At 53.6% G+C, this 24,499-nt stretch carries 27 protein-coding genes and 1 other RNA gene; 20 read left to right on the forward strand and 8 right to left on the reverse strand.

Annotated elements, in window-relative coordinates:
- Positions 1-19: 19 nt before the first annotated feature.
- From BLP79_RS03560 to BLP79_RS03570, 3 genes are all read right to left on the reverse strand, one after another.
- On the reverse strand, positions 20-1,210 hold the full coding sequence (locus BLP79_RS03560) for a toxic anion resistance protein (RefSeq protein ID WP_090216375.1): 1,191 nt from the start codon (positions 1,208-1,210) through the stop codon (positions 20-22).
- Positions 1,211-1,248: 38 nt separating this feature from the next.
- Positions 1,249-2,154 carry a 5-bromo-4-chloroindolyl phosphate hydrolysis family protein gene (locus BLP79_RS03565; RefSeq protein WP_090216378.1) on the reverse strand — a complete coding sequence of 302 codons (906 nt, stop codon included), beginning with the start codon at positions 2,152-2,154 and terminating at the stop codon, positions 1,249-1,251.
- Positions 2,155-2,318: 164 nt separating this feature from the next.
- The gene (locus tag BLP79_RS03570; protein ID WP_090216381.1) at positions 2,319-3,326 is read right to left on the reverse strand and encodes a pseudouridine synthase; all 1,008 of its coding nucleotides are present in this window, start codon (positions 3,324-3,326) and stop codon (positions 2,319-2,321) included.
- Between the two features lie 62 nt (positions 3,327-3,388).
- Here BLP79_RS03570 and BLP79_RS03575 point away from each other — a divergent pair, with 62 nt between their 5' ends.
- The 11 genes from BLP79_RS03575 (at position 3,389) to rpmG (ending at position 10,336) form a co-directional block, all read left to right on the forward strand.
- Positions 3,389-3,838, forward strand: a complete 450-nt coding sequence (locus BLP79_RS03575; protein ID WP_090216384.1) for a nucleoside deaminase — start codon at positions 3,389-3,391, stop codon at positions 3,836-3,838.
- Positions 3,839-3,931: 93 nt separating this feature from the next.
- Complete coding sequence (locus BLP79_RS03580) at positions 3,932-4,516, forward strand: TetR/AcrR family transcriptional regulator (protein WP_090216387.1); 585 nt, start codon at positions 3,932-3,934, stop codon at positions 4,514-4,516.
- Complete coding sequence (locus BLP79_RS03585) at positions 4,517-4,810, forward strand: YciI family protein (protein ID WP_090216390.1); 294 nt, start codon at positions 4,517-4,519, stop codon at positions 4,808-4,810.
- Entirely contained in the window at positions 4,807-5,427 is a 621-nt protein-coding gene (locus BLP79_RS03590; RefSeq protein ID WP_090216393.1) for a DNA-3-methyladenine glycosylase I, read from the forward strand. The genes BLP79_RS03585 and BLP79_RS03590 overlap by 4 nt, the downstream gene beginning before the upstream one ends.
- A 20-nt stretch (positions 5,428-5,447) precedes the next feature.
- Positions 5,448-6,101: a ceramidase domain-containing protein gene (locus BLP79_RS03595; protein WP_090216396.1), complete on the forward strand. Its 654-nt coding sequence runs from the start codon at positions 5,448-5,450 to the stop codon at positions 6,099-6,101.
- Between the two features lie 96 nt (positions 6,102-6,197).
- A complete protein-coding gene (gene gatC, locus BLP79_RS03600) occupies positions 6,198-6,485 on the forward strand; it encodes an Asp-tRNA(Asn)/Glu-tRNA(Gln) amidotransferase subunit GatC (protein WP_090216400.1) in 288 nt (95 codons plus the stop codon).
- A 3-nt stretch (positions 6,486-6,488) separates the two neighbouring features.
- Positions 6,489-7,976, forward strand: a complete 1,488-nt coding sequence (gene gatA, locus BLP79_RS03605) for an Asp-tRNA(Asn)/Glu-tRNA(Gln) amidotransferase subunit GatA (RefSeq protein ID WP_090216401.1) — start codon at positions 6,489-6,491, stop codon at positions 7,974-7,976.
- A 39-nt stretch (positions 7,977-8,015) separates the two neighbouring features.
- Positions 8,016-8,828: an excalibur calcium-binding domain-containing protein gene (locus BLP79_RS03610; protein WP_090216403.1), complete on the forward strand. Its 813-nt coding sequence runs from the start codon at positions 8,016-8,018 to the stop codon at positions 8,826-8,828.
- 33 nt (positions 8,829-8,861) lie between these two features.
- The gene (locus tag BLP79_RS03615; protein ID WP_090216406.1) at positions 8,862-9,518 is read left to right on the forward strand and encodes an N-acetylmuramoyl-L-alanine amidase; all 657 of its coding nucleotides are present in this window, start codon (positions 8,862-8,864) and stop codon (positions 9,516-9,518) included.
- A gap of 69 nt (positions 9,519-9,587) precedes the next feature.
- Positions 9,588-9,990, forward strand: an RNA gene (gene rnpB, locus BLP79_RS03620) — RNase P RNA component class A.
- A gap of 178 nt (positions 9,991-10,168) precedes the next feature.
- Positions 10,169-10,336 (forward strand): 50S ribosomal protein L33, encoded by a 168-nt coding sequence (gene rpmG / locus BLP79_RS03625; RefSeq protein WP_008554190.1) that lies wholly within the window; start codon positions 10,169-10,171, stop codon positions 10,334-10,336.
- 64 nt (positions 10,337-10,400) lie between these two features.
- Here the strand turns inward: rpmG and BLP79_RS03630 are convergent, their stop codons facing one another.
- From BLP79_RS03630 to BLP79_RS03640, 3 genes are all read right to left on the reverse strand, one after another.
- Positions 10,401-10,880: a GNAT family N-acetyltransferase gene (locus BLP79_RS03630; protein WP_090216409.1), complete on the reverse strand. Its 480-nt coding sequence runs from the start codon at positions 10,878-10,880 to the stop codon at positions 10,401-10,403.
- Positions 10,881-10,953: 73 nt separating this feature from the next.
- On the reverse strand, positions 10,954-11,694 hold the full coding sequence (locus BLP79_RS03635) for a Bax inhibitor-1/YccA family protein (RefSeq protein ID WP_090216413.1): 741 nt from the start codon (positions 11,692-11,694) through the stop codon (positions 10,954-10,956).
- A gap of 176 nt (positions 11,695-11,870) precedes the next feature.
- The gene (locus BLP79_RS03640; protein WP_157843951.1) at positions 11,871-12,083 is read right to left on the reverse strand and encodes a DUF1127 domain-containing protein; all 213 of its coding nucleotides are present in this window, start codon (positions 12,081-12,083) and stop codon (positions 11,871-11,873) included.
- Between the two features lie 123 nt (positions 12,084-12,206).
- Here BLP79_RS03640 and BLP79_RS03645 point away from each other — a divergent pair, with 123 nt between their 5' ends.
- The gene (locus BLP79_RS03645; RefSeq protein WP_090216422.1) at positions 12,207-13,088 is read left to right on the forward strand and encodes a LysR family transcriptional regulator; all 882 of its coding nucleotides are present in this window, start codon (positions 12,207-12,209) and stop codon (positions 13,086-13,088) included.
- A 39-nt stretch (positions 13,089-13,127) separates the two neighbouring features.
- On the opposite strand, the gene BLP79_RS03650 is transcribed toward BLP79_RS03645, so the two are convergent.
- A complete protein-coding gene (locus tag BLP79_RS03650; RefSeq protein WP_090216426.1) occupies positions 13,128-14,084 on the reverse strand; it encodes an NADPH:quinone oxidoreductase family protein in 957 nt (318 codons plus the stop codon).
- A gap of 367 nt (positions 14,085-14,451) precedes the next feature.
- Here BLP79_RS03650 and BLP79_RS03655 point away from each other — a divergent pair, with 367 nt between their 5' ends.
- The 3 genes from BLP79_RS03655 to BLP79_RS03665 all read left to right on the forward strand — a co-directional run bounded on the left by BLP79_RS03655 (position 14,452) and on the right by BLP79_RS03665 (position 17,175).
- A complete protein-coding gene (locus BLP79_RS03655; RefSeq protein ID WP_090216429.1) occupies positions 14,452-14,826 on the forward strand; it encodes a helix-turn-helix domain-containing protein in 375 nt (124 codons plus the stop codon).
- A 104-nt stretch (positions 14,827-14,930) separates the two neighbouring features.
- Positions 14,931-15,722, forward strand: coding sequence for a histidinol-phosphatase (hisN, locus tag BLP79_RS03660; RefSeq protein WP_090216928.1), 792 nt, complete (start codon positions 14,931-14,933; stop codon positions 15,720-15,722).
- 112 nt (positions 15,723-15,834) lie between these two features.
- Positions 15,835-17,175 (forward strand): 8-oxoguanine deaminase, encoded by a 1,341-nt coding sequence (locus tag BLP79_RS03665; RefSeq protein WP_090216432.1) that lies wholly within the window; start codon positions 15,835-15,837, stop codon positions 17,173-17,175.
- A 3-nt stretch (positions 17,176-17,178) separates the two neighbouring features.
- On the opposite strand, the gene guaD is transcribed toward BLP79_RS03665, so the two are convergent.
- Entirely contained in the window at positions 17,179-18,465 is a 1,287-nt protein-coding gene (guaD, locus tag BLP79_RS03670; RefSeq protein ID WP_090216434.1) for a guanine deaminase, read from the reverse strand.
- 138 nt (positions 18,466-18,603) lie between these two features.
- Here guaD and mgtE point away from each other — a divergent pair, with 138 nt between their 5' ends.
- The 5 genes from mgtE (at position 18,604) to BLP79_RS03695 (ending at position 24,428) form a co-directional block, all read left to right on the forward strand.
- Positions 18,604-19,995: a magnesium transporter gene (gene mgtE, locus BLP79_RS03675; RefSeq protein WP_090216437.1), complete on the forward strand. Its 1,392-nt coding sequence runs from the start codon at positions 18,604-18,606 to the stop codon at positions 19,993-19,995.
- 8 nt (positions 19,996-20,003) lie between these two features.
- Positions 20,004-20,570 carry a 5-formyltetrahydrofolate cyclo-ligase gene (locus tag BLP79_RS03680; protein ID WP_090216441.1) on the forward strand — a complete coding sequence of 189 codons (567 nt, stop codon included), beginning with the start codon at positions 20,004-20,006 and terminating at the stop codon, positions 20,568-20,570.
- 80 nt (positions 20,571-20,650) lie between these two features.
- The gene (locus BLP79_RS03685; protein WP_090216444.1) at positions 20,651-21,463 is read left to right on the forward strand and encodes a TIGR00282 family metallophosphoesterase; all 813 of its coding nucleotides are present in this window, start codon (positions 20,651-20,653) and stop codon (positions 21,461-21,463) included.
- 149 nt (positions 21,464-21,612) lie between these two features.
- Complete coding sequence (locus BLP79_RS03690; protein ID WP_090216447.1) at positions 21,613-23,394, forward strand: SLC13 family permease; 1,782 nt, start codon at positions 21,613-21,615, stop codon at positions 23,392-23,394.
- A 293-nt stretch (positions 23,395-23,687) separates the two neighbouring features.
- On the forward strand, positions 23,688-24,428 hold the full coding sequence (locus BLP79_RS03695) for a YebC/PmpR family DNA-binding transcriptional regulator (protein WP_090216451.1): 741 nt from the start codon (positions 23,688-23,690) through the stop codon (positions 24,426-24,428).
- Positions 24,429-24,499: the final 71 nt, after the last annotated feature.

Raw genomic sequence — 24,499 nt, forward strand, 5'->3', positions numbered from 1 at the left:
TATGCCCAGTGCTTTCAAATCAGTTCGGAACGGCTGTTCCTGAAGTGTCGCCAACGCCGTCTTTTCGCGCTTTCGCCGCGGCAAGCGTGTCTCTCAGATCGGCTTCCATTTGTTGCAGCTCAGCCTCGGCGGCTGCGCGTTTTGTTTTGCCTTCATCAGCAATTTGCAGACTTTCTTCGATGGTGCCGATCAAATCAGAATTGGCCTGTTTTACGGCTTCAATGTCAAAGACGCCACGCTCCATTTCTTGACGGATCATTTTGTTGGATTGCCGCAGGTTCGCCGCATTGGCGGTCAGCAATTCATTGGTAAGATCATTTGCTTCATGCACGGCTTTTGCAGCTTCGGCGGAACGCTGGATTGTCACCGCTTGCGCCAATTGCGTTTCCCAAAGTGGAACCGTATTGACCAGAGTCGAATTGATCTTAGTGACAAGTGATTTGTCGTTTTCCTGCACCAGCCGGATGGAGGGCAGGGATTGCATTGTGACCTGTCGGGTCAGTTTCAGATCGTGAACGCGGCGTTCCAGATCATCACGTGCAGCCCGCATATCGCGCAGCTCTTGTGCAAGGATCACCTGATCTTCTTTTGGAGCATCCAGCGCTTTGGCTTCCATGTTGGGGATGTCAGTTGCGTCCAAATCCGCGAGCTTGGCTTCTCCTGCAGCAATATAAAGACCAAGTTCATCATAAAAATTCAGTGTCTTCTCATAGAGAAGATCCAGCGATTTGATGTCTTTCAGCAGTGTATGTTCGTGGGCAAGCAGGTCATCTGTGATCTTGTCGATCTGCCCCTGTATGCTTTCGTACCGCGCGGTGAATTTTGCAAAGGGAGCGGCTTTACCCAACAGTTTTTCCCAAAAGGTTGGTTTGCGGCGCACGTCCAGTTCAGAGACTGAAAACCCACGAATGGTGGTGACAATATCGCGCAGGCTGTCGCCAGCAGGTCCGACGTCTTTGTTGCGCACATCGCTCAGCATCGCCTGACTGATTTGTTGCAGCTCACTTTGTGCAGCGGAGCCAAACCCAATAATCGAGCCCGTATTGCCCATGTCGATTTCATCCATGCGCACCCGAATAGCGGCACTGGTTGTTTCATCCGCTTGTGTGAGTGGAGCAATCTCAGCCGTTGGATCAGGCAAGGTCACCGCGGTTACTTCACTCACCAAAGCTTCGGCATCGCGGGCTTTTTTTTGGATGATCTCTGACATCAGCGGTGTCCTCTCACAAAGTTACTCAAATACTGGGGTTATAAGGAGTTGTTGAGTGTTATACCTTCACGCTCAAGGCGTTCACGTAAAACTTCTATTTCGATGGTCAGATCGCTTTGATCTTCCAGCAGCATCTTTTGGTTTTTTGCTGCAAAATTTTGTTCAAGATCATCTAACAGATCCAGGTACTTTATGCGCGCTTGCTCATCTTGGCTGCGCGCGAAAATATCTGCAAATTTAACTGTCGCATCACGTGCGCCCAGCAAATAGACCGTCAGATACTTGCGCGCGGCGGTCAGATCGCGTGGATCTTCTTCGACGGTGCGACACAGGGTGCGAACCACCTGCGCAAACTGATCCACACGATTTTCGAGCGCGCGATTTTTGGCGCGCCGAATAGCGTCTGCCATTTGGTGCAAATATTCTTCGGCTTCATCCACAACACGCGCGACACGATTTTGTTGGAAACTGTCGATGCCTTCGGTCCCTTTGTTGCTGAGTGGATCAATGCCGAATGCGGCCAGATGCAAGCCTAAGGTGGCCACAGCATATATTCCAACCGTCGCAAACGACGCACCATCACTCAGAGCCGCGCAGGCGGAGCCAGCTCCGACAAGAAGGGCTGCAAGAATTTTACGTGGTAGGGCCGGGCGTGTTGCAACCCGGCGTTCGTGATAAGCGGCCTCTGCGCGCAGTCCCTCGCGAACAAGGAAGGCAGCACCTGCCCATAGTCCCGCTCCGGCCAAACCAAAAATCAGGCTCTCTGCGCTACTGAAAACAGAGAGCAGCAACAAAAGCGCTGGCGGGACCATCATCAGATTGGCGCGCAAGCCGACGGGGCTGACTTTGCTCTGCTTTATGTCAGTCGTGCCTTTGACCGCTTTGGATGAGGTTGTTTGCGACCCGCCATTTGGGCTGAATTTGCCACCAAAACGTTGCGCCATGCCGTTAGCCTCCTACAACCCAGCCAGTGCTGAGGCCAAACAGCAAGATCATCAATGCTACAAATGCAATCTTTTGCACTGTGCCACACCCCCAAGTGCTTAAAACCTATTTAAACCTAGGGGATGGTGGGGGTCCTTACCAGCGTTAAGCCGCTATTATCCGGTCAACGGCGCGGATTTTTGCTGTTTTTTCTGTTGGTCTGGCCGTTTTGAGATCTGGCGGGGCCTCTGGCGGGTTTCCCACGTGATTTTTCCGAAGATGCACCTGATTTGAAAGTACCAGAAGTGCGGGCGTTGCCCTTTGCCTGTGTGGGTTGTCTCGAACGATCACTGTCACTACCTAAGTTGCGTGCATGCGGTTTGCCGGGTTTTCGGGCGCGGGTCGGGCGTTTGGGTTTGGCGGTGTCGTCCCGCTCCAGTCCTAATTGATCGTGCAGGACACGGCGGCGTACTTCCTCGACCTCTCCGGGCTTTAGTTCGCCAAGTTGAAAAGGGCCGTAGGAAATGCGCAGTAGGCGGTTGACGGCAAAGCCGATATCTTCCATCGCGCGGCGAATTTCCCGATTTTTCCCTTCGCGCAAACCCACGGTAATCCAGGCATTAGCACCTTGCTGGCGATCCAGCGTGACGATCATAGGTTGAAACTTCTCTCCCTCAATCACCAGGCCTTTGCGCAATGGTTCAAAATCTGCATCGCGCGGGCGCCCATTGATACGTACACGGTAGCGGCGCAGCCAGCCGGTTTCTGGCAGCTCCAGCTTGCGTTTTATCCCGCCATCATTGGTCAGCAGCAGCAACCCTTCAGAATTGAGATCGAGCCGTCCAACCGTCATTACACGTGGTAATTCTTCGGGCAGTTCATCAAAGATCGTTGTGCGCCCTTTTTCATCACGGTTGGTGGTTACGAGGCCGATGGGTTTATAATAAAGCCACATCCGTGCATCTTCTGCTTCGGGGAGAGGCTGATTGTCGACCACAATACGGTCTTGTTTGGTGACATTCAGGGCGGGGCTGTCGATCACCTTACCATTGACCATGATCCGACCTGCCGCGATCATGCGCTCGGCCTCGCGACGAGAGGCAACACCAGCACGTGATAAAACCTTGGCGATGCGGTCTCCTTCTGGGGTTTCGGAGGCTTGGTTGGTCGGAGGTGTCGGTTTCTGTGTCATACGCCTGCCATAGAGCAATTCACACTCTTGCGAAAGCAGGCATTGTGGGGCAGGGAAAAGCGATGCAGTTTAAATCCCATATGGATCTTGCCTTAAAGGAAGCGCAGGCCGCCGCTGACCGCGGTGAGGTTCCTGTCGGAGCTGTGCTTGTTGCGCCAAACGGGGATATTGCGGCGCAGGCTGGCAATCGCACGCGAGAGCTGAACGACCCGACAGCCCATGCCGAAATCCTGGTCATCCGTGCTGCTTGTGATGCCTTAGGCGCTGAACGGCTGCCCGATTATGATCTCTACGTAACGCTTGAACCTTGCGCGATGTGTGCGGCAGCGATCGCGGCAACTCGTATTCGGCGCGTTTATTACGGGGCCTCTGATCCTAAATCTGGCGGCGTTGCCCAGGGCGCTTGTGTTTTTGATCACCCGCAATCGCACCACAGCCCCGAGGTTTATGAAGGTTTGGCGGAAGAAGATTGTGCCAAAATGCTCAAAGATTTTTTCGCTGCAAGGCGCTGAAATATATCGGTTGTCGCGCAGATGGATTTGACCTTGTGAATTTAGGTCGAATGTCCTAATTTTGTTTTTAGGTCAACTGTCCTAGAGATTTGAATGTCTACACGCAAAAACATAACCGCAACTGCGGATGAGCTGTTTTACCATAATGGTTTTGACGTCACTTCGTTTGCGGATATTGCGAAACAGGTCGGCATTTCTCGTGGAAATTTCTATCACCACTTCAAAACTAAGGATGATATCCTTGAGGCGGTGATCGATCTTCGGCTAGCAAAGACGCGTGATATGTTGCGCCTTTGGGCTGAAGGTGCTGAAACACCGTTGGATCGGATCAGTTGTTTTATTCATATCCTGATCCGTAACCGGAGAGAAATCGCAAAATATGGATGCCCGGTCGGGACCTTGGTTTCTGAGCTGGGTAAACTAGACCATGTCAGCAAGTCACATGCTGCGACCTTGTTTACGCTGTTTGTCGATTGGCTGGTAACACAGTTCTCTGACTTGGGGTGTGAGCCCCAAGATGCACGCCACCATGCACGCCATTTGTTAGCTCTCAGTCAAGGTGTCTCTAGTGTAGCGCAAGCCTTACAAGATGATGTCTTTGTTGATGATGAGGTCAACATGATGCTTGATTATGTTGCCGAAATTGCGCGTACAAACTCACTTAAAAGGAAAAGCTAAATGTATTTTATTCTCCTCACCTTTGCAAAAAACCGCGACCAGCTGGCCGCGTATCTGGACGGTCACAAAGCGTGGCTGCAAAAAGGATTTGAAGACGGTGTCTTTATCATGGCCGGTTCTATCACTGATGGGGAAGGTGGTGCGATTCTAGCCGTCGGTGAAGATGAGACCGCGCTGATGGAACGCGTTGCAGAAGATCCTTTTGTGGTAGGTGAAGTGGTAGAGCCTGAAATCATCGGCGTTGCGCCTACGATGATGGATCCACGTCTCGACTTTTTGCGTGGCGATGCATGAGCACGTTATTTAAAGGCCCTGATGGGCAAGATCGCTGCGCTTGGGCGGGATCTGCGCCAGACTTTCTTGATTATCACGATCAGGAATGGGGCTATCCCGTTGGGGATGATATTCGTTTGTTCGAAAAAGTCTGCCTTGAGAGCTTTCAGTCTGGGTTGAGCTGGCGCACCATCCTCGCCAAGCGCGAGAATTTTCGCACGGCATTCGCGGGGTTTGATCCTGTTGAAGTGGCTGCTTTTGATCAGGTCAAGGTGGAAGCGCTACTGCAGGATGCTGGCATCATTCGGCATCGCGGAAAAATTGAAGCGGTGATCAATAACGCGGCCCGTGCATTGGAATTACAACAGGAAGCAGGCTCTTTGGCTGCGTTTTTCTGGTCGTTTGAACCAGATCCGGCCACTTTGCCTCCACCGCAGACACAAACGACAAGCCCTGACTCCATCGCGCTGTCTAAAGCTTTGAAAAAACGGGGATGGAAGTTTGTAGGTCCGACAACCTGTTTTGCTTTTATGCAGGCCATGGGGTTAATCAATGATCATGCACTGGGGTGTTGTTGTCGCGCAAAAGCCGCTGAAGCGCGGGCTTCCTTTGAAAAACCCGTACCACGTTCTGACTAAAGAAACCCCGAGAGGCTGTTGTGGATCTGACGCGTTACATTGACGGCTATTGTGAACGCTTGAATCCCGGATTTTGGGATGAGCCAATCAATGCCCTGACCAATTTGGCCTTTGTCATTGCAGCGTTTGTTGTATGGCAGCGGCATCGATTGCAGAGGGATTGGATCATTTCGCTCCTCTGCGCTGTTCTGGCCCTGATCGGGGTAGGGAGTTTTTTATTTCACACAACCGCTCAGGTTTGGGCGGCAATTGCAGATGTTTTGCCCATATTGGCGTTCATTCTCGTCTACATTTTTGCGATAAATCTGCGCGTTGTGGAGGTACGGCCAATATTTGCCCTACTGGGGGCTGCGCTTTTTATACCTTTTGCTGCAGTGCTTTTGCCGGTGTTTCAAATGGTGCCGGGGTTAGGGAGCTCCGCGTCTTATGGGCCGGTTCCGCTTCTCATTTTGATTTACGCGTTTTATCTACGTCGCGCGCAACCACGTTTGTCTCGCGAATTTACCATTGGTGCCGGGATTTTGATCCTGTCTATTACGTTCCGCAGCCTCGACCTGCCTTTGTGTGCATCCGTTCCTCATGGGACGCATTTTATGTGGCATATTTTGAATGCAATCATGCTGGGGTGGATGGTCAACGCTTATGCGCGGCAAATGCAAAGGCCTGTCGGGTAGTGTGATTGAGCCGCGCTGGGCGACTTCTGTCTCGCACACCCTTGCGAGTGTGGCGTGAGGGGGGTAAATGCCAGATAACACAGATGAGGGTTATCCATGTCGATTGACCAAACTACCGCCGCAAAGGTGGCCAAACTGGCCCGGATCAAAGTCGAAGATGATGCGCTTCCTGCGCTCGCGACCGAGTTTAACAATATCCTAGGCTTTATTGAGCAACTGAACGAAGTGGATGTCGAAGGCGTTGAGCCGATGACATCTGTAACGCCTCAGCGTCTGAAACGTCGAGTGGATGAGGTAACGGATGGCAATCAGCAGGAAAAAGTGCTGGCCAACGCGCCCGACGCGCGTGAAGGCTTTTTTGCGGTTCCAAAGGTGGTTGAATAAGATATGTCTGATCTGAACAAACTGGGCCTTGCAGAGGCCCGTGATGCGCTGCGCAATGGCGACACCACCTCGGTTGAATTGACACAGGCCTGCCTGACAGCAATTGAAGGCGCAGATGCGCTGAACGCCTATGTCCATAAAACACCGGAAATCGCGCTGGAGCGCGCCGCCGCAGCGGATGCGCGCCTGAAAGAAGGTGAAGCACCAGCGATGTGTGGCCTGCCGATTGGTGTAAAAGACCTGTTCTGTACGCAAGGTGTGGACAGTCAGGCGGCCTCTAACATTCTGCAGGGCTTTAAGCCTGAGTATGAATCCACGGTCACCCAAAACCTGAAAGACGCAGGCGCGGTGATGCTGGGCAAGTTGAACATGGACGAATTTGCCATGGGATCGTCCAATGAATCCTCAGCTTATGGGGCCGCAGTGAACCCGTGGAAGCGTGAAGGTGATGATACGCAATTGACGCCTGGCGGCTCATCTGGTGGCTCTGCCGCTGCAGTTGCTGCAGATCTGTGCTTGGCGGCGACAGGCACAGATACGGGGGGGTCAATCCGCCAACCTGCAGCCTTTACCGGCACAGTCGGTATCAAACCGACCTATGGGCGGTGCTCGCGCTGGGGGATTGTCTCTTATGCGTCCTCGCTGGATCAGGCAGGCCCAATGACCAAATCGGTTCGGGATGCCGCAATCATGCTCGAAGCGATGGCGGGTCATGATGCAAAAGACAGCACCTCTGCAGATCTGGCGGTTCCCAATTTCGAAGCCCTGCTGACTGGTGACATTCGTGGCAAAAAAGTAGGTATCCCGCGCGAATATCGTGTCGACGGCATGCCTGATTCTGTGGAACGCCTTTGGAACGAAGGGGCAGAGATGCTGAAAGCGGCCGGGGCTGAGGTCGTAGATATCTCGCTGCCGCACACCGAATATGCATTGCCTGCTTATTATGTGATCGCACCTGCGGAAGCGTCGTCCAACCTCGCACGCTATGATGGTGTGCGCTATGGTCAGCGGTCTGCGCTGGACGCTGGGGATGGCATTACTGAAATGTATGAAAAATCCCGTGCGGCAGGCTTTGGCCCCGAAGTGCAGCGCCGGATCATGATCGGTACTTATGTTCTTTCCGCGGGCTTTTATGATGCGTACTATAATCGTGCCCGTAAAGTGCGCAGCCTGATCAAAAAGGACTTTGAAGACGCTTTTGCAGCTGGTGTGGATGTTATTCTCGCGCCTGCAACCCCCTCTGCCGCTTTTGGCCTTGGTGAGAAAGCATCAGCAGACCCGGTGGAAATGTATCTGATGGATATATTTACCGTGACGCTGAACCTTGCAGGCCTGCCCGGTGTGGCCTTGCCTGTTGGCACCAACAGTCAGGGTTTGCCTATGGGGCTGCAAATGATCGGTAAGCCTTGGGAAGAAGGTGATCTGCTGAACACCGCTTATGCGCTTGAACAAAGCGTTGGTTTTGTGGCCAAGCCACAAAAATGGTGGTAACCCCGTAACTAAAGTTTGAGCAATTCCATAGGTGCCAATATGCGTCTGAAGACCCTTACAACCGTTGCTATGAGCTCGATTGCGCTCTTAGCCTGTGCGCCGATCGTGCCGGAGAGCGGAGCAAGTGTTGGAGCAGGCGGCGCACCTTTGGGGCAACAAAGACCTGCGCCGGGGACGACAATCAATGGTGATCCGTTGATCCCTCCGGCGCAGATTACGACAGAACCTTTACCAAGTGCAGGCGTGGATCGCCGCGTTGCCAGCGAATGGAACCAAAGCACCAGCGTCGGAACACAGACGCTGCAGCGTCAAACAGCAGCCACGCGCCAAACGGCGCCTGTGTCTTCTGGCGATGATATCGCCCGCGAAGCGGCTGCAGCGTTGCGTGCTTCATCCAGCAATTCAGGTGTGAGGCCGCTTGAGGCCAGCCCAAATAATCCAGCGCCGACACTCGTTGGCAATCCGCGTATTTCAGATGAAAACGATTTTGGTGCGGTTTCTGCCCGCCAGTCCATTGAAAGCGATGCGCAACGCTTGCAGCAACAGCGCGATCAATTCCAGCAAATCCAACCTTCGGCATTGCCGCAACGCAGTGGTGAAGACACGCCCAATGTGGTGCGCTACGCCTTGAGCACCCGCCATCCGGTGGGGCAGCGGCTCTACAGCCGGGCTGGGATCAATTTACGGGCACGTTCCGCACGCAATTGTGCAGAATTCGCCACCGTAGACGAAGCTCAAGCTGCCTTTTTGGCAGCGGGTGGACCAGAACGTGATCGAAAAGCTCTGGATCCAGATGGGGATGGCTATGCCTGCGCTTGGGATCCGCGCCCCTATCGCGCTGCGCTGCGGTGATCCTGACGCAAGTCTGCGATGGGGCTCAGAGAGATGAAGATTGATCAGGTCCCCAGCCCAAACTTTGGTCCACGCAAGGAAGGAGCTCTGCCGTCCCTTGTTGTGCTGCATTATACCGCAATGGAGACAGCACAAGCCGCGCTTGAGCGTCTTTGTGACCCCATGTATGAGGTTTCGGCGCATTATCTGATAACACGTACAGGACAGGTCTGGCAGCTTGTTGATGAGCAGCACCGGGCCTGGCATGCAGGGGCTGGCGAATGGACAGGGGTGCGGGACGTCAATTCGCATTCAATTGGCATAGAATTAGATAACTCCTCCCAACACCCGTTTCCCGAGCCGCAGATGTGCGCGCTAGAACGGCTGTTGCATCAGATCATGCAACGGTGGGACATACCGCCCGAAGGTGTCATTGGGCATTCTGATCTTGCGCCGGGGCGCAAAGTTGATCCCGGGCCGCGCTTCGACTGGCAGCGTTTGGCGCTTGGTGGACTGGCGCGGCCTGCTGGGGGCAGGGAGCAGGCGCAGGGGGCGGATTATCGCGTGCTGCGCACCAAGGCCAAAGCTCTGGGTTATACGGCTGCGATGACGGATGAGGTGCTGTTGAACACGTTGCGCCTGCGATATCGTCCCTGGGGCCAAGGTGCATTGTGTGGGGCAGATATCAAGGCCTTGCCAAGTGGTGATTGACGCACGGGACAGCAGTTTAAGCAGGTCATCCCTTGACGCACCGGGTTTGTGCGCGTAGGGCAGCGCTGCACAGAAGGCTGGACGGCCGCGCGTGAGGCCTTGGCCTCTCTTGCGAGGAAAGTCCGGGCTCCCCAAAGCAACGGTGCCGGGTAACGCCCGGGCAGGGCAACCTGACGGATAGCGCCACAGAAAACAAACCGCCTTGCATGTCGAGGTAAGGATGAAACGGTGGGGTAAGAGCCCACCGCGTGTCTGGCAACAGATGCGGCATGGCAAGCCCCACTGGGAGCAATGCCAAATAGGGTCCCCGCGCGGGCAGGTCGGCTTTTGTCGATACCGCCGCTAGGTAAGCTTTGACCGAGAGGGACCGGGTTGGCAGCTAGAGGCGTCTGGCAACAGGCGTCGCAGATGAATGGTCGTCGAAGGGGCGTAAGCCCCGGGACAGAACCCGGCTTACAGGCCTTCTGTGCATATTTTTCCAAGCAGATTTACCATTCGAAGATATAAAGATATTTAATGTGGATTATTCGTGGAAAACTCTCGCCTTTCACACTGACTCCCCTTGACTTGCCTGCCTATCAGGGTAAAAGCCGATCCTCATATGGAATTTACCGAGAGGCCCCTGCCTTTTCGGACGCAGGAGAAGCGACATGGCGAAGCCGACCACCATCAAGATCCGCCTGAACTCGAGCGCGGGCACCGGCCACTTCTACGTGACCAAGAAAAACGCACGCACCATGACCGAGAAAATGGTTGTTCGTAAATACGACCCGGTTGTGCGCAAGCACGTCGAATACAAAGAAGGCAAAATCAAATAAGCCCTTCTGGATTTACCAGATCAAAAGAAACCACACCCTTTGGGTGTGGTTTTTTTGTTTGCCCTTAAGTGTCTGCACGCCATTCTGTTACGACGCCAACGGGCATTAAGCCCATCGCTTGCATCAACCCTGCAGAAGCAGTGTTGAACGCCGCATGGCTTGATTTGATGATCGAGACGTTTTGCGCCATCACACGGGTCTTCATTTCAGAAATCAGAGCTTGGCCAATGCCCATACGCTGCCAGGGTTTGGCAACGGCAATATGGTGCAAAACAGCACGCTGCTCTCCTTTGCGCAGAGGTGTGCTTGGTCGTTCTTCGATCTCATAGATCAGATATCCTAAGAGACCGCCATGGGGGCTCTCAGCGGCGATTGCAGCCACCTCTGGCGTCGCCAGCCATGTGCCCAGCCAGTCTGTCAGTGCGCGGCTTCCGGGGACCGCGTCGTAGCGCTGTGGATCATATATGACATGTAGCGCATGAAGTTCTTCGACCAGAGGAACCAGCCGCTCTGCCTCGGCTGCGGGGATGTTGATAATTTTCATTTTTATTCCCTGAAAATAAAAAGGGCGGGTCCGTTGCGGCCCGCCCTCAGTGTTTGATTGTGATGTTAGCGCGTTATTCGCGATCACCAAACAGCTGGAGCAGCATCATGAACATATTGATAAAGTTCAGATAGAGGCTCAGAGCGCCCATAATGGCGGATCTGCCCAGCCATTCGCTGTCACCAGAATGTGCCATCTGCAGGTAGGTGGTTTTAATGTTTTGCGTGTCATAGGCGGTAAGGCCTGCAAAGATCAGAACGCCGATAACTGAAATCGCAAATGCCATTGCAGACGAGGCGAGGAAGATGTTCACGATAGACGCCACAAGCAGACCAATCAGACCCATGATCAGGAATGTGCCCAGACCTGACAGGTCTTTCTTGGTGGTGTAACCATAAAGAGAAAGACCACCAAAAGCGATTGCAGTGATCAGAAAGACCTGAATGACCGATTCACCTGTGAAGGTCAGGAAGATCCATGAAATGGAAACGCCCATGACAGCAGCAAAGGCATAAAACACCAGCTGTGCGGTGGCGGCTGACATGCGATTGATCGCTGCGCTAAAGCCAAACACAAATGCCAAAGGTGCAAACATGATCACCCAGCGTAGAGGCGAGGTGTAAAGCGCCACGCCCAGAGGGCTGAGCTGACCGTCTTGGATCGCCAGGTTAGAAATCGCCCAAGCACCAGCGAATGTGATCAGCATGCCGATCGACATGGTGCTGTAAACTTTATTCATATGGGCGCGCAAGCCCTCATCAATCTGAGCCGCGCGTGCGCCCGCGGCGGACCGAATTTGGTCAAATTGTGCCATTGGTCATGGTCTCCGTCGCAAAGGTTTCTCCTGCGCAGATCATCCGCGCAGGTTTGCTAGAGATATTGGTCGAAGTTGCGGCAGGTTCAAGTGTTTTCGATCTCTTTTGGCTCGAAAATATCTAAATCTTCTACCACTTTGACACAGGCTCAGTTCCTTTGCGACGAATTGCCCCTCTAGGGCCGTCTGGACAGGGCAGGCAAGTCCCAGACAGGGCGCGCAGCCTCAAGCTGTGCCTCATGCGAGGTGAGGCCAATGTCAGAAAGTTGTTCAGGGGTGAGCTGTGCCAGTACGCGACGTTCCTTAGCAATCATGAAGCCTTGTACCATCCACGCAATCACACTTTTGGGGCGCGGCGCTATAACCTTAGAGGTGGAAATATAAGCCATCAGACGATCTCCTTCTTGGTTGGTGATGATTTGTATAACTTTCATCATTTCTATTGATGTTTATGATGGAACGCGGCATATTTTGAAAACGAATGTTTTTGATGCTTTTCATCAGAGGGTGTGATGGTTCGAAATCTGGATATCACGACGCTACGGTCTTTTGTGGCCGTGGCAGACAATGGCGGCGTAACACGCGCTGCTGGGTTTTTGCATCTGACGCAATCTGCCGTCTCGATGCAGCTGAAGCGTTTGGAGGAGCTGTTAGGGCTTGATCTTCTGGATCGTAGTGGTCGCGGGATTGCGCTGACTCCGGCGGGGGAACAAATGCTGGCCTATGCCCGACGTATGGTTGCTTTGAATGATGAAGTGATGGGGCGGCTCACAGATCAGGCTTTTGAAGGAGAGGTCGTATTGGGCATCCCTCACGACGTTGTCTACCCCGTTGTACCGCGCGTCTTGAAGCAGTTTAATGCGCTATTTCCACGGGTGAACGTCAATCTTGTGACGTCGAATACCAAACAACTAAAGGCTGAATTTGAACGTGGCGCATATGATTTGATCGTGACCACAGAGACGGGTGGGAGCCATGGAGCTGAGACAATCCATGATATGCCATTGCGCTGGGTGGGGGCTCCCGGAGGGTCAGCCTGGAGGCAGCAGCCCTTGCGACTGGGGTTTTGCCGCAGCTGTATCTTCCGCCGTGTGGCGACAGAGGCATTGGATGCTGCGGGCATTCAATGGGAAATGGCCGTTGATAGTGAATCTGACCGTACCGTCGAAGCAACCGTCAGCGCAGATCTGGCGGTTGGGGTACTGCTTGAGGGGACGCAGCCTGCGCATCAAGAGTTGATCGACGAGGGGGCAGCCTTACCGGTACTGCCGGTGCAGCAGATCAATCTATATGGGGCTGACAAGGTGCGGGTACCTTATGTATCAGATCTCGCAGATCTTCTGCGCACAGGTTTCGCCGCTTTACGCCCTGTCACGCTGCGTGCCGCAAGCTGACGCAAATGTATGGACTGGTAAGAAGGCAGCGCTGCCTTCTTATGTCATCGAAATAACGACCTTTCCGGTTGATTTTCGTTGTCTGAGCAGTTCCAACGCGTCTTCCACCTGTTCAAGAGGTAAGACGTGGCTCACATGTGGGTGCAGCGCGCCTTCGGCATGCCATTTAAAGAGTTTCTCAAAGGACTCTCGGATGATGTGAGGGTGTGTTTTTTGATAACCGCCAATATACAGACCTATCACCGTGAGGTTTTTTACAAGCAGATGATTGGCAGGGATTTGCGGTACCTCACCCCCTGCAAACCCTATTGGCAGCAAGCGCCCACCTGGGTTTGTTGCGCGAAAAGCGGCTTTCCAGACGTCTCCCCCAATCGCATCATAGACTACATCTGCACCACCAAGTTCTTTTAGGCGGGCTCTGAGGTCTTCATCGTCATCGATCAGAATGTCGGCGCCTGCCTTTTCTGCGATTGCCAGCTTGTCTGCTCCGCGCGCATGGGCAATGACACGGGCCCCCATCTTCTTTCCAATTTCGACTGCGGTTAGCCCGACACCACCTGCCGCACCCGTGACAAGTAGTGTTTCTCCAGCTTGCAAACGAGCGCAATGATCCAATGCGATCTGGCTTGTGCCATATGCAATCTGAAATCCTGCAGCGGTAATGAAATCCATCGTGTCCGGTAATTTTACGGCACAAGAGGCTTTGAACACGCCATGACTTGCCAGGCCGCCTTTGCCAGAAAATACGGCGACACGATCCCCGATTTCGAAACCCTCAACTTTGTCTCCAAGCTCAGTCACATGTCCAGCTAGCTCCAGACCTGGGATGAATGGCAACTCTGGCGTGTCTTGATAGGTGCCCTTCCGCATGAGAAGATCTGCAAAATTCAAACCACATGCAGCGATTTTTACGCCAATTTCCCCAGCGCTTGGTGATGCGGGCTGAAGCGAGATGAGCGTGCCTGTGTCAATGGCCTGAACTTGGTAGGCTTTCATGTGATTCACCTGATGATTGTATGGCGCGATTGCCGCGTCATGATTCGACGAGATAGGATAGCGACCTATACTTTAGTTTATAGTCTCTGCGCAGCATTGTTTGCGGCATTATTCACGGTGTCGTTATGTGTAAGTTTTTTATTATTTAGAATCAATTGCTTGTTTTTTTTGAGGTGTGAATGGAACTGAGGCGTGCTTGTTTTCAACCGTAAAGGTCGTAAACTCGTCTCGTGGTTGGGCTCAGATCATGGATGATGGGGAAAATCCTAGTCAGGGCGTTTCGTCGGAGGTGTATCCGAGGAAGCGCTCTTTTTGGCTGTCGATCTGGACCAATTGCAGTGGATTATTTTGACTAGGAGAACAGAATATGGCACATCCTGTAGACGTGCATGTCGGAAAACGCATTCGCCATCGTAGATGGCTAATTGGCATGACACAACAACAGCTGGCCGAGCAGGTGGGTATCAAATTTCAACAAATCCAGAAATACGAAACTGGGGCAAACCGAGTGAGTGCCTCACGTCTTTGGGATATTTCGGATGCGTTGGATGTGCAGGTTAGTTTCTTTTTTGAAGGTCTGCAAGAGGACGGCAAAGAAGTATCTGCAGATTCAAAACTTATGCCTGACGATTTGATGGGGGATAAAGAGGCGCTAGACTTGGTGCGCTCGTATTATGCAATCCCAGAAAATCAACGCCGTCGCTTGTTCGATCTGGCGCGCGTGCTAAGCGATGCTGCTTGATCAATAGCGAATATTGCTTTTTTCACCGATCTTAGGTTTGGTGTTTAAACTCGATATCAGAAAATACCTTGTATTTTGGGCGGCTTGGTGTCACCGGTGGTGACATGACCAATGCCGCCCTTTCTGATCTTGATGTTGCACATCTTTTGGCTGATGCAGCCCGTGCAGCAATCCTCCCTCACTTTCGTAAACTCTCCAGTGCCGCCGAAAACAAGGCGCAGGATGGGTTTGATCCTGTGACGATCGCAGATCGCGCTGCCGAGCGCGCCATGCGTGAAATTTTGTCGCAGCATCGCCCTGCCGATGGTATCTTGGGTGAAGAATACGACAATCTGGTGGGAACGTCAGGGCGCACCTGGGTGCTGGATCCAATTGACGGGACCAGAGGCTTCATCAGTGGCACACCGACGTGGGGTGTCTTAATCGCTTTATCTGATGAAACAGGGCCTTTTTTGGGTATTATCGACCAACCCTATATCGGCGAGCGTTTTGTCGGAGGGGCTGACATTGCCTCAGTAACAGGTCCGCTGGGGGTTGCGAATCTGAATTGCCGGACGACGACGGATCTCGCTCAGGCAACGCTGTTTACCACATTCCCTGAGGTCGGAACGCCTGAAGATCGGGCTGCGTTTGAACGTGTTTCTGCGCAGGTTCAGCTGACCCGCTTTGGGTGTGATTGCTATGCCTATGCACTGCTGGCCGCTGGGCAGATCGATCTGGTGATTGAAAGCGTGCTAAACCCTTATGATATTCAAGCTCCGATTGCTGTTATTCAGGCGGCAGGGGGCATTGTTACGGATTGGGATGGAGCGCTGGCGCATAATGGCGGGCGGGCTCTTGCGGCCGCAACGCCAGAATTGCATCGCGCAGCTATGGACCTGCTGAAAGGCGCTTGAAAACGGCGCAGCGCTTGCGCTAACATCTGCTCGGATCCGAGTCCTTTGCCCGTCTTCTGTCGGATTAACATCACACTTCTCAACCGAAGCGGGCAGATATGAGGTGTGATCAATGCGTGAAATACTCCTGAAAAACGCTCGTAAAATCATCACGATGGATGAGCAGCGCCAGATCTTTGAAGGTGCAGATGTCTTAATCCAAGATGGGGCAATTGCAGCTGTCGGGCCGGATTTGGAGAGTAAGGGCGAAACACTCCTTGCAACAGATTGTGTCATTACGCCGGGGTTGGTGAATACCCATCATCATCTCTACCAAAACCTGACGCGCGCCGTTCCTGCTGCACAGGATGCCTTGCTGTTTGGGTGGTTGAAAACGCTCTATCCGATCTGGTCTCGCATGACGCCAGAGGATTTCTTCCTCTCTGCACAGCTGGGCCTTGCTGAACTTGCACTCTCTGGATGCACGCTGAGCGCGGATCATTTGTACCTCTATCCCAATGGTGCCCGTCTCGAAGATACAATCGAAGCGGCAAAAACGGTTGGATTGCGATTCCAGCCCACACGTGGCGCGATGAGTATTGGCGAAAGCGCTGGTGGTTTGCCTCCAGATCACCTTGTGGAGCGCGAAGCCGATATTTTGAACGATATGATCCGGGTTGTGGATGGCTTTCATGATGCAAGCCCGGCCTCAATGTGCCGGGTTGGACTTGCCCCGTGTTCTCCTTTTTCAGTCAGCCGGGATCTGATGCGGGATGTCGCCGTTTTAGCCCGTGACAAAGGTGTTATGCTTCACACGCATCTCGCGGAAAATGACGAGGACGTGGCCTATTCACTCGCGCAGTTTGGCTGTCGCCCGGGCCAATACGCCCAAGACCTGGGCTGGACCGGGGATGATGTGTGGCACGCACATTGCGTGAAACTGAACGGGGCAGAGATCGACCTGTTTGCCAAAACCCGCACGGGTGTCGCCCATTGCCCCTGTTCCAATTGCCGCCTTGGTAGTGGTGTTGCCCCTGTGCGCGCAATGCGTGATGCAGGCGTGCCGGTGGGGCTGGGGGTCGATGGCTCCGCCAGCAACGATATGGCGAATATGATCGGAGAGGCACGTCAGGCCATGATGTTGCAGCGTGTGGTTCTTGGCGCAGATGCAATGGGATCTTACGAAGCGCTAGAAATCGCCACGCGCGGTGGGGCTGATGTGTTGGGGCGCCCAGAATGCGGTCGGCTGATGCCGGGTGCCCGTGCTGATATCGCTGTCTGGGATGCACAGGCGCTTGGCGCAAGTGGCAGCTGGGATCCCGGTGCCGTGCTCTTGGCTGGTGCGACGCAAGTGAAGCACCTTTTTGTAGAGGGGCGTCAGGTTGTTGCTGATGGTCAGTTGACAACACTGGATCTGCCCGCCCTGATCGCACGTCATGGCGCAAGAGCAGTGGACCTTGCACAGGCAACATAATCTTTAGGGGTGGACCGCTTCACCTGCGATATAAACCTGCGCGATGGCCCGATCATCTCCCATCATCAGTGTCGGAAAGACGGATTCCCAGATGTCATCGGCGCGTTGCGTTCGTTGGGCAATTGCTGGGGTGGAGTGCAGATCAAGAACCACCAAATCGGCTTCCAGCCCAGGGGTGATGTTGCCGACCTTGTCTTCCAGACGCAGCGCAGCAGCCGATCCTTGTGTTGCAAGCCACAAAAGCTGCGCCGGGTGCAGCGCATGACCTTTCAACTGGCCGATTTCATAAGCAGCTGCCATGGTTCTGAGCATCGAAAAGCTTGAACCGCCGCCCGTGTCCGTGGCAAGCCCGATACGTTGTCCTTCAGCCATGAGCCCAGCCATATCAAACAGCCCCGACCCAATGAATGTATTTGATGTGGGGCAATGGACCAGTGCGGCGCCATATTCGCGCAAGCGATGACGTTCGCGCTCTTCTAGGTGGATCGCATGGCCATAAACTCCACGCGCGCCAAGCAGCCCGAACTCTTCATAAGTATCAAGATAATCACGGGCTTGGGGGAATAGGGATTTGACCCATTCGATTTCATCCGTCTGTTCGCTGAGATGGGTCTGCATCAGGCACGTCGGATGCTCTTTCCAAAGCGCGCCCATAGCTTCCAGTTGTTCAGGCGTCGAAGTTGGCGAAAACCGTGGCGTGATGGCATAAGTCAAACGGTCTGCGCCGTGCCACTGGCCAATCAACGCCGCACTTTGATCATATGCAATTTGCGCCGTGTCGCGCAGCCCATCCGGCGCGTTACGATCCATGCAGGTTTTCCCGGCGACAAGACGCTGGCCGCGTGCGCGGGCTGCGGTAAACAGCGCCTCGACACTTTCGGGATGAATGGTGCAGAAACTACAAGCCGTGGTGGTGCCATTGCTGACAGACAGATCAAGATAGCGCTCCGCGATCTCTCGTGCATAAGCGGGGTCACAAAACCGCATCTCTTCTGGGAAAGTATAGGTGTTTAGCCAGTCAATCAGGCGTTTTCCCCAACTGGCGACAATTGCGGTTTGGGGATAGTGAACATGGGCATCCACAAACCCGGCCGAAATGACCATATCACCATGATCAATGACCGTCGCTTCAGGGGACTGCGCCATTAGGGTTTGAACCGCGCCAAGAGCTGCAATCTTGCCATCTTGGATCAGCACGGCATCAGAAAGGGTAACAGCATCAGTTGGCGTCTCACCGGCGAAAGGTGTGCCTGTGAATGACAGAACCTGCCCGGTCAAAATTTTCGCCATCTGTGCACCCTTTTCTTGCTGTTGTGCGTGGTGCACCCTAAAGCACACAAACCTTCTGGTAAATTATGCCATTGTCATTGTTTTCCGGTAACTGCTTCTTTTAACGTGCAACAAAACAAGCATTGGGGGACAGCCAGCATGAGCAGCGCGCAAGAGATCGCCAGCACAGACGTGGCACCTGATGAACGGTTTGAGCTTACACGAAAATTAACCGCGGCCGTACTTTATGCTGTGGACCGTGAAGATCAGGCTCAACTGGCGGATCTGATGGAGCCGCTGCATGCGGCTGATATTGCTGACCTTCTGGAACAGATCAACGCCTATGACCGAAAGCGCCTGATCCAGTTATACGGACGAGAATTCGAAGGTGAGATCCTTTCAGAGCTAGACGAAAATATCCGCGAAGAGGTTATTGCAATCCTCAATCCCGTGGTTCTGGCCGAAGCGGTGCGGGATCTGGAAAGCGATGACGTTGTTGATCTGATCGAGGATCTTGAAGAACCTCAGCAAGAAGCCATTCTTGAAGCACTCGAAGATTCAGATCGTATCGCGGTCGAGCAATCAATGTCTTTCCCCGAAAACTCTGCCGGGCGTTTGATGCAGCGCGAAGTGGTGATGGCACCTGAGCATTGGAATGTCGGCCAGGTGATCGATTTCATGCGTGAAAGCGATGATCTTCCTGAACAGTTTTACCACGTTGTTCTGGTTGATCCGCGGCTGCGTCCGGTTGGGAATGTGACCTTGGGGCGTATCATGGGCTCGCCGCGCAATGTCCAGATCAGTGATTTGATGGAAGAGACGTTTGAAGCTTTCTCCGCTGATCTGGATGAAGAAGACGTGGCCTATGCTTTTAACCAATATCATTTGATCTCGGCGCCGGTGGTGGATGGGAATGGTCGTCTGGTTGGGGTGATCACCATCGATGATGCGATGGCAGTGCTGGACGAAGAACACGAAGAAGACATCCTGCGTCTTGCAGGCGTTGGTGAGGAAAGCTCACTCTCAGACCGTGTGATGGATACCACGAAAAAACGGTTTCCCTGGCTTGCGGTGAATTTGGTGACGGCCATTCTGGCCTCTCTGGTGATTGCGCAATTTGAAGAGACCATTGCGGGCTTTGTCGCGCTTGCGGTGTTGATGCCGATTGTTGCATCCATGGGGGGCAATGCAGGCACGCAGTCGCTGACAGTTGCGGTGCGCGCTTTGGCCACGCGTGACCTTACAGGATCAAACGTGTGGCGGGTGATCCGGCGGGAAACACTGGTCGGGCTGATCAATGGCGCTGTGTTTGCAATTGTGATGGCTCTGATTGGGATCGTGTGGTTTGGCTCGCCACTTTTGGGAGCCGTGATTGCGATATCCATGGTGATAAATCTTGTGGTGGCGGGACTTGCCGGAACCATTATTCCCATTGTTCTGGATAAGCTTAAAATCGATCCGGCTTTGGCTTCTGGTGCCTTTGTGACGACGGTTACGGATGTTGTTGGCTTTTTTGCCTTCCTTGGCCTTGCTGCGATGATTTTACTATAGGAGTAGATATGAGCGACACCGATCTGGTTGAGATCAAGGCAAAGGCCCGCAAAGCGGCTTTTGTACGCCGCAAGGCTGCGTTTGATGCGCGCCCGCCCAGTGTTGCAGGCTCGCTATCAGGGGTGCTTGCAGGCTATCGGGGAGTGCCAATCGCCGGTTATATGCCGATCCGCACCGAAATTGACCCCTTGCCAGCAATGGCAGAGGCTGCAGCTTATGGCCCTGTTGGTGTGCCGGTGATCACTGGTATGGGGCAACCTTTAAAGTTCAGCAGATGGCAGCCCGAAGGCGCCTTGCGTGACGGCCCCTTTGGCGCAAAAGTGCCCGAACAGGATGATTTTTTCGAACCCGAAATTCTGATTGTGCCCCTTGTTGCGTTTGATCGTACAGGTGGGCGGCTTGGCTATGGCGGTGGGTTTTATGATCGTACCCTTGAAAGATTGCGGGCCAAACGCGCGACCCTGGCAATTGGGTTTGCATTTGCCGCGCAAGAGGCAGAGGATCTGCCACTGGAAGCAACCGATCAGCCGCTTGATATGATTGTGACAGAGCAGGGCGTCCTGAGTCCCGCCTAGGGTGTGATGATTTCGCGAAACTTTCTGTAACTCTGCGTGCGTGCCCTTGTTCTTTTGCAAGGTGAAGCCTAGGAGAGGGTATGCGTATACTCTTTCTTGGCGATGTAATGGGGCGCTCAGGGCGTCAGGCAATCACGGAACGTCTTCCGCAACTGCGGCAGGATTGGCGTCTCGATTTTGTTATTGTGAATGGTGAAAATGCTTCAAACGGCATGGGGTTGAGCGGAGACCACGCAAAATCCCTCCTTGCGGCAGGCGTTGATTGCCTGACCTTAGGGGATCATGCCTTTGATCAAAAAGATATGTTGCAGTTCATTGAAAATGAAAGCCGTATCGTGCGGCCTCTGAACTTTGCCAAAGGCGCGCCGGGACGGGGCTATCGTTTGTTTAACGCACCTGGTGGACGCAAGATCTTGGTGCTGCAGGCACTGGGTCAGGTGTTCATGAAGCGCGCTTATGATGATCCGTTTGGATCAGTTGAGGCTGTGCTGAAAGCGCATCCACGCGGCGGGCTGGCACAGGCGGTTATCGTTGATATGCATTGCGAAGCCACATCCGAGAAAATGGCCATGGGGCATTTTTGCAATGGGCGCGCGTCCCTTGTGGTGGGCACGCATACGCATGTTCCTACCGGCGATGCGCAGATCCTGTCAGAAGGAACCGCCTATCTGACAGATGCTGGCATGTGCGGCGATTATAATTCTGTGATCGGCATGGAAAAATCAGAACCCATGCGCCGCTTTTTGACAGGCATGCCCAAAGGGCGTTTTACCCCGGCCAACGGCGAAGCTACCTTATCAGGCGTTTATATCGAAACCGATGACCGCACCGGAGCCGCAACAAAGGTTCAGATGGTGCGAAACGGCGGCCTGCTCCAAGAGAGCACCCCTTAAGTTGAATGCTTGCGCAATGGGCAGCTGTCCTCTCTGGTCTGCCTTTTGCTTGCCCCCATGGTTTGAATTGGGCAAAATACCAGCCTAACGCGTGGCGCTTAAGGCTTTGGTAGAGCGCTCTTTTTTAAATTAATGGGGCGTTTCATCTCATGATTCATCTTCTCAACCTTGGCCCAAACGCCGCACCGATTTTGGCGCTGGTGATCGTGATGGTGATGTTTCTTGCATTTCTGCGGGAAGCTTACCCGACCGAGGTCGTAGCGGTGATGGGCGTGGCGCTCATGCTGGCCACAGGTGTTTTACCCTATGACGCCGCGCTGCCCGTGCTTTCAAACCCTGCGCCTTGGACCATTGGTGCGATGTTTCTGATCATGGGAGCTTTGGTGCGCACAGGCGCGCTTGAGGCCTTTACGATTTTTGCGCGGAAAAAAGCAGAAACCAGCCCGCAGGTCGCGATTGCGCTTTTGATGGGGTTTGTTGTGGCTTCTTCCGCTGTGGTCTCTAACACGCCTGTTGTTGTTGTGATGATCCCGGTGTTCGTACAAATCGCGCGCACGCTTGGAGTGGCAGCGTCAAAGTTGCTTATCCCGCTCAGCTATGCAGCCATTCTTGGAGGCACTCTAACGTTGATCGGGACCTCGACAAACCTCTTGGTGGACGGGGTTGCGCGCGCGCAGGGGCTGGAAGCGTTTTCTATCTTTGAAGTCACCCCGCTTGGTGTGATTTTGGTCATTTGGGGTATGGTGTACCTGCGGTTCATCGCACCTCATCTGCTGCCAGACCGTGACAGTATGGCGACCCTCCTCAGTGATCGTTCCAAGATGAAATTCTTTACCGAGGCGGTCATTCCACCAGACAGCAACTTGATCGGGCGAGACGTGCTTGGCGTGCGGTTGTTCAAACGCCCCGGTGTGCGCTTGATTGATGTGGTGCGCAGCGAAGTCTCGCTGCGTCGCAATTTGAAAGAGGTGTCTTTGCAGGTCGGGGACCGTGTGATTTTGCGCACCGAGATGACTGAATTGCTCAGCCTTCAAAACAACAAGGAACTGCGCCGCGTGGATCAGGTTTCGGCGGTGGAAACCACGACTGTTGAAGTCTTGATTACACCCGGATGCCGTATGGTCGGGCGCACCTTGGGGGCGCTGCGTTTGCGTCGGCGGTATGGTGTCTATGTCTTGGCTGTGCATCGGAAAAACCAGAACATTGGCACCCAGATTGATGATCTTGTGGTCCGTGTTGGCGATACGCTTTTGCTTGAAGGGTCTGCAGAAGACATTCAACGTCTGTCGGTTGATATGGATATGGCCGAGGTGTCGCAACCCTCTCAGCGGGCCTATCGCCGCAGCCATGCGCCTGTGGCCTTGTTGTCTTTGTTTGCGATCGTTGCATTGGCCGCGTTTGGCGTTGCGCCCATCTTTTTACTGTCGATCCTTGCGGTGGCGCTGGTCCTCGTGTCGCGCTGCATTGATGCAGACGAGGCCTTCTCATTTGTCGATGGGCGGTTGCTGGTGTTGATCTTTTCGATGCTCGCCATTGGCGCAGCGCTGGAACACTCTGGTGCGGTGCAATTGATTGTGGATGCAATTGCACCGGGGCTGTCGATGTTACCGCCAGTGTTGCTTGTCTGGGCGATCTATCTGCTGACCTCTGTTTTGACCGAACTCGTGTCAAACAATGCGGTGGCTGTGGTGGTGACGCCCATTGCGATCGGTCTTGCGCAGGCGATGGGCCTTGATCCACGCCCGCTGGTCGTTGCGGTGATGGTCGCAGCCTCTGCCTCTTTTGCAACACCTATTGGCTATCAGACCAATATGTTGGTCTACGGACCCGGTGGATATCGTTTTTCAGACTTCTTGCGTGTTGGGATCCCATTGAACCTGTCCGTGGGCCTTTTGGCCTCTGCCTTGATCCCTGTGTTCTGGCCGCTCTAGGCAGGCTTTCGCACAAAGGCCCAAAGGTCAGGTCTTCCATACTGGAAATGCACCACGATTTTCCCATTTGTGACACATATCCAGTCAAGGAGCCTGTCCTATGAGTAGTCGCGTTGTTTTTCTGTCCATCGTTGTTGGCGGCTCTTTTCTGATTGCTTTAACATCCCAGATTGCCCCCCTGTTCTAAAGCCCATGCATCCATGCGCGCTGAGATGGCTTGAAAGCCCGGTCTCTCCCCGGCTATATGAGTGTCAATTCAAACAGACTTCACACGACTAAGGCAGGGATGCATCATGGCAGGCCATTCAAAATGGGCAAATATCCAGCACCGCAAAGGCCGTCAGGACGCGGTACGTTCAAAGCTTTTTTCTAAACTCGCAAAAGAGATCACAGTGGCCGCAAAAATGGGCGACCCGGATCCTGAAAAGAATCCCCGCCTGCGTCTGGCGGTGAAAGAAGCAAAAAGCCAATCCGTCCCAAAGGATGTGATTGAACGCGCGATCAAGAAATCACAGGGCGGCGACGCTGAAAACTACGATGAAATCCGCTACGAAGGCTACGGTCCAAGCGGGGTTGCGGTTATCGTTGAAACAATGACCGATAACAAAAACCGCACGGCTTCAACAGTGCGCTCTACCTTTTCCAAAAACGGCGGCAACCTTGGCGAAACCGGTTCGGTTGGCTTTATGTTCGACCGTAAAGGTGAAGTGATCTACCCCGCATCAGCAGGTGACGCTGACACCGTGATGATGGCCGCCATCGAAGCAGGGGCAGAAGACGTTGAAAGCAGCGAAGAGGGACACGTGATCTACTGTGAAGACGTAGATCTGAATGAGGTGTCCACCGCGCTGGAAGCAGAACTGGGCGAATCTGAATCAACCAAATTGGTATGGAAACCCACCACCACCACCGAATTGGATCTAGAAGGCATGCAAAAGCTGATGAAGCTTGTGGAAGCTTTGGAAGATGATGATGACGTGCAGCGTGTGACCACCAACTTTGAAGCCTCTGATGAGGTTATGGCGCAGCTGTAAAACCGATCTTACGTGACACAAAAGCTCGCCAATACTGGCGGGCTTTTTGCGTTTCCGGCCTGTCTGCATTG

The organism is Epibacterium ulvae (genome assembly GCF_900102795.1).
Classification (GTDB): Bacteria; Pseudomonadota; Alphaproteobacteria; order Rhodobacterales; family Rhodobacteraceae; genus Epibacterium; species Epibacterium ulvae.

Excerpts from the sequence above, each read along its gene's own strand:
- BLP79_RS03565 (WP_090216378.1), bottom strand. The coding sequence starts at position 2,154 with ATGGCGCAACGTTTTGGTGGCAAATTCAGCCCAAATGGCGGGTCGCAA.
- BLP79_RS03665 (WP_090216432.1), top strand. The coding sequence starts at position 15,835 with ATGCGTGAAATACTCCTGAAAAACGCTCGTAAAATCATCACGATGGAT.
- BLP79_RS03695 (WP_090216451.1), top strand. The coding sequence starts at position 23,688 with ATGGCAGGCCATTCAAAATGGGCAAATATCCAGCACCGCAAAGGCCGT.
- BLP79_RS03560 (WP_090216375.1), bottom strand. The coding sequence starts at position 1,210 with ATGTCAGAGATCATCCAAAAAAAAGCCCGCGATGCCGAAGCTTTGGTG.
- BLP79_RS03570 (WP_090216381.1), bottom strand. The coding sequence starts at position 3,326 with ATGACACAGAAACCGACACCTCCGACCAACCAAGCCTCCGAAACCCCA.
- BLP79_RS03615 (WP_090216406.1), top strand. The coding sequence starts at position 8,862 with ATGAAGATTGATCAGGTCCCCAGCCCAAACTTTGGTCCACGCAAGGAA.
- BLP79_RS03680 (WP_090216441.1), top strand. The coding sequence starts at position 20,004 with ATGAGCGACACCGATCTGGTTGAGATCAAGGCAAAGGCCCGCAAAGCG.
- BLP79_RS03650 (WP_090216426.1), bottom strand. The coding sequence starts at position 14,084 with ATGAAAGCCTACCAAGTTCAGGCCATTGACACAGGCACGCTCATCTCG.
- BLP79_RS03640 (WP_157843951.1), bottom strand. The coding sequence starts at position 12,083 with ATGGCTTATATTTCCACCTCTAAGGTTATAGCGCCGCGCCCCAAAAGT.
- BLP79_RS03655 (WP_090216429.1), top strand. The coding sequence starts at position 14,452 with ATGGCACATCCTGTAGACGTGCATGTCGGAAAACGCATTCGCCATCGT.
- BLP79_RS03630 (WP_090216409.1), bottom strand. The coding sequence starts at position 10,880 with ATGAAAATTATCAACATCCCCGCAGCCGAGGCAGAGCGGCTGGTTCCT.
- BLP79_RS03610 (WP_090216403.1), top strand. The coding sequence starts at position 8,016 with ATGCGTCTGAAGACCCTTACAACCGTTGCTATGAGCTCGATTGCGCTC.
- hisN (WP_090216928.1), top strand. The coding sequence starts at position 14,931 with ATGACCAATGCCGCCCTTTCTGATCTTGATGTTGCACATCTTTTGGCT.
- rpmG (WP_008554190.1), top strand. The coding sequence starts at position 10,169 with ATGGCGAAGCCGACCACCATCAAGATCCGCCTGAACTCGAGCGCGGGC.
- BLP79_RS03645 (WP_090216422.1), top strand. The coding sequence starts at position 12,207 with ATGGTTCGAAATCTGGATATCACGACGCTACGGTCTTTTGTGGCCGTG.
- BLP79_RS03685 (WP_090216444.1), top strand. The coding sequence starts at position 20,651 with ATGCGTATACTCTTTCTTGGCGATGTAATGGGGCGCTCAGGGCGTCAG.
- mgtE (WP_090216437.1), top strand. The coding sequence starts at position 18,604 with ATGAGCAGCGCGCAAGAGATCGCCAGCACAGACGTGGCACCTGATGAA.
- BLP79_RS03635 (WP_090216413.1), bottom strand. The coding sequence starts at position 11,694 with ATGGCACAATTTGACCAAATTCGGTCCGCCGCGGGCGCACGCGCGGCT.
- BLP79_RS03690 (WP_090216447.1), top strand. The coding sequence starts at position 21,613 with ATGATTCATCTTCTCAACCTTGGCCCAAACGCCGCACCGATTTTGGCG.
- BLP79_RS03575 (WP_090216384.1), top strand. The coding sequence starts at position 3,389 with ATGCAGTTTAAATCCCATATGGATCTTGCCTTAAAGGAAGCGCAGGCC.
- gatA (WP_090216401.1), top strand. The coding sequence starts at position 6,489 with ATGTCTGATCTGAACAAACTGGGCCTTGCAGAGGCCCGTGATGCGCTG.
- BLP79_RS03580 (WP_090216387.1), top strand. The coding sequence starts at position 3,932 with ATGTCTACACGCAAAAACATAACCGCAACTGCGGATGAGCTGTTTTAC.
- BLP79_RS03590 (WP_090216393.1), top strand. The coding sequence starts at position 4,807 with ATGAGCACGTTATTTAAAGGCCCTGATGGGCAAGATCGCTGCGCTTGG.
- gatC (WP_090216400.1), top strand. The coding sequence starts at position 6,198 with ATGTCGATTGACCAAACTACCGCCGCAAAGGTGGCCAAACTGGCCCGG.
- BLP79_RS03585 (WP_090216390.1), top strand. The coding sequence starts at position 4,517 with ATGTATTTTATTCTCCTCACCTTTGCAAAAAACCGCGACCAGCTGGCC.
- guaD (WP_090216434.1), bottom strand. The coding sequence starts at position 18,465 with ATGGCGAAAATTTTGACCGGGCAGGTTCTGTCATTCACAGGCACACCT.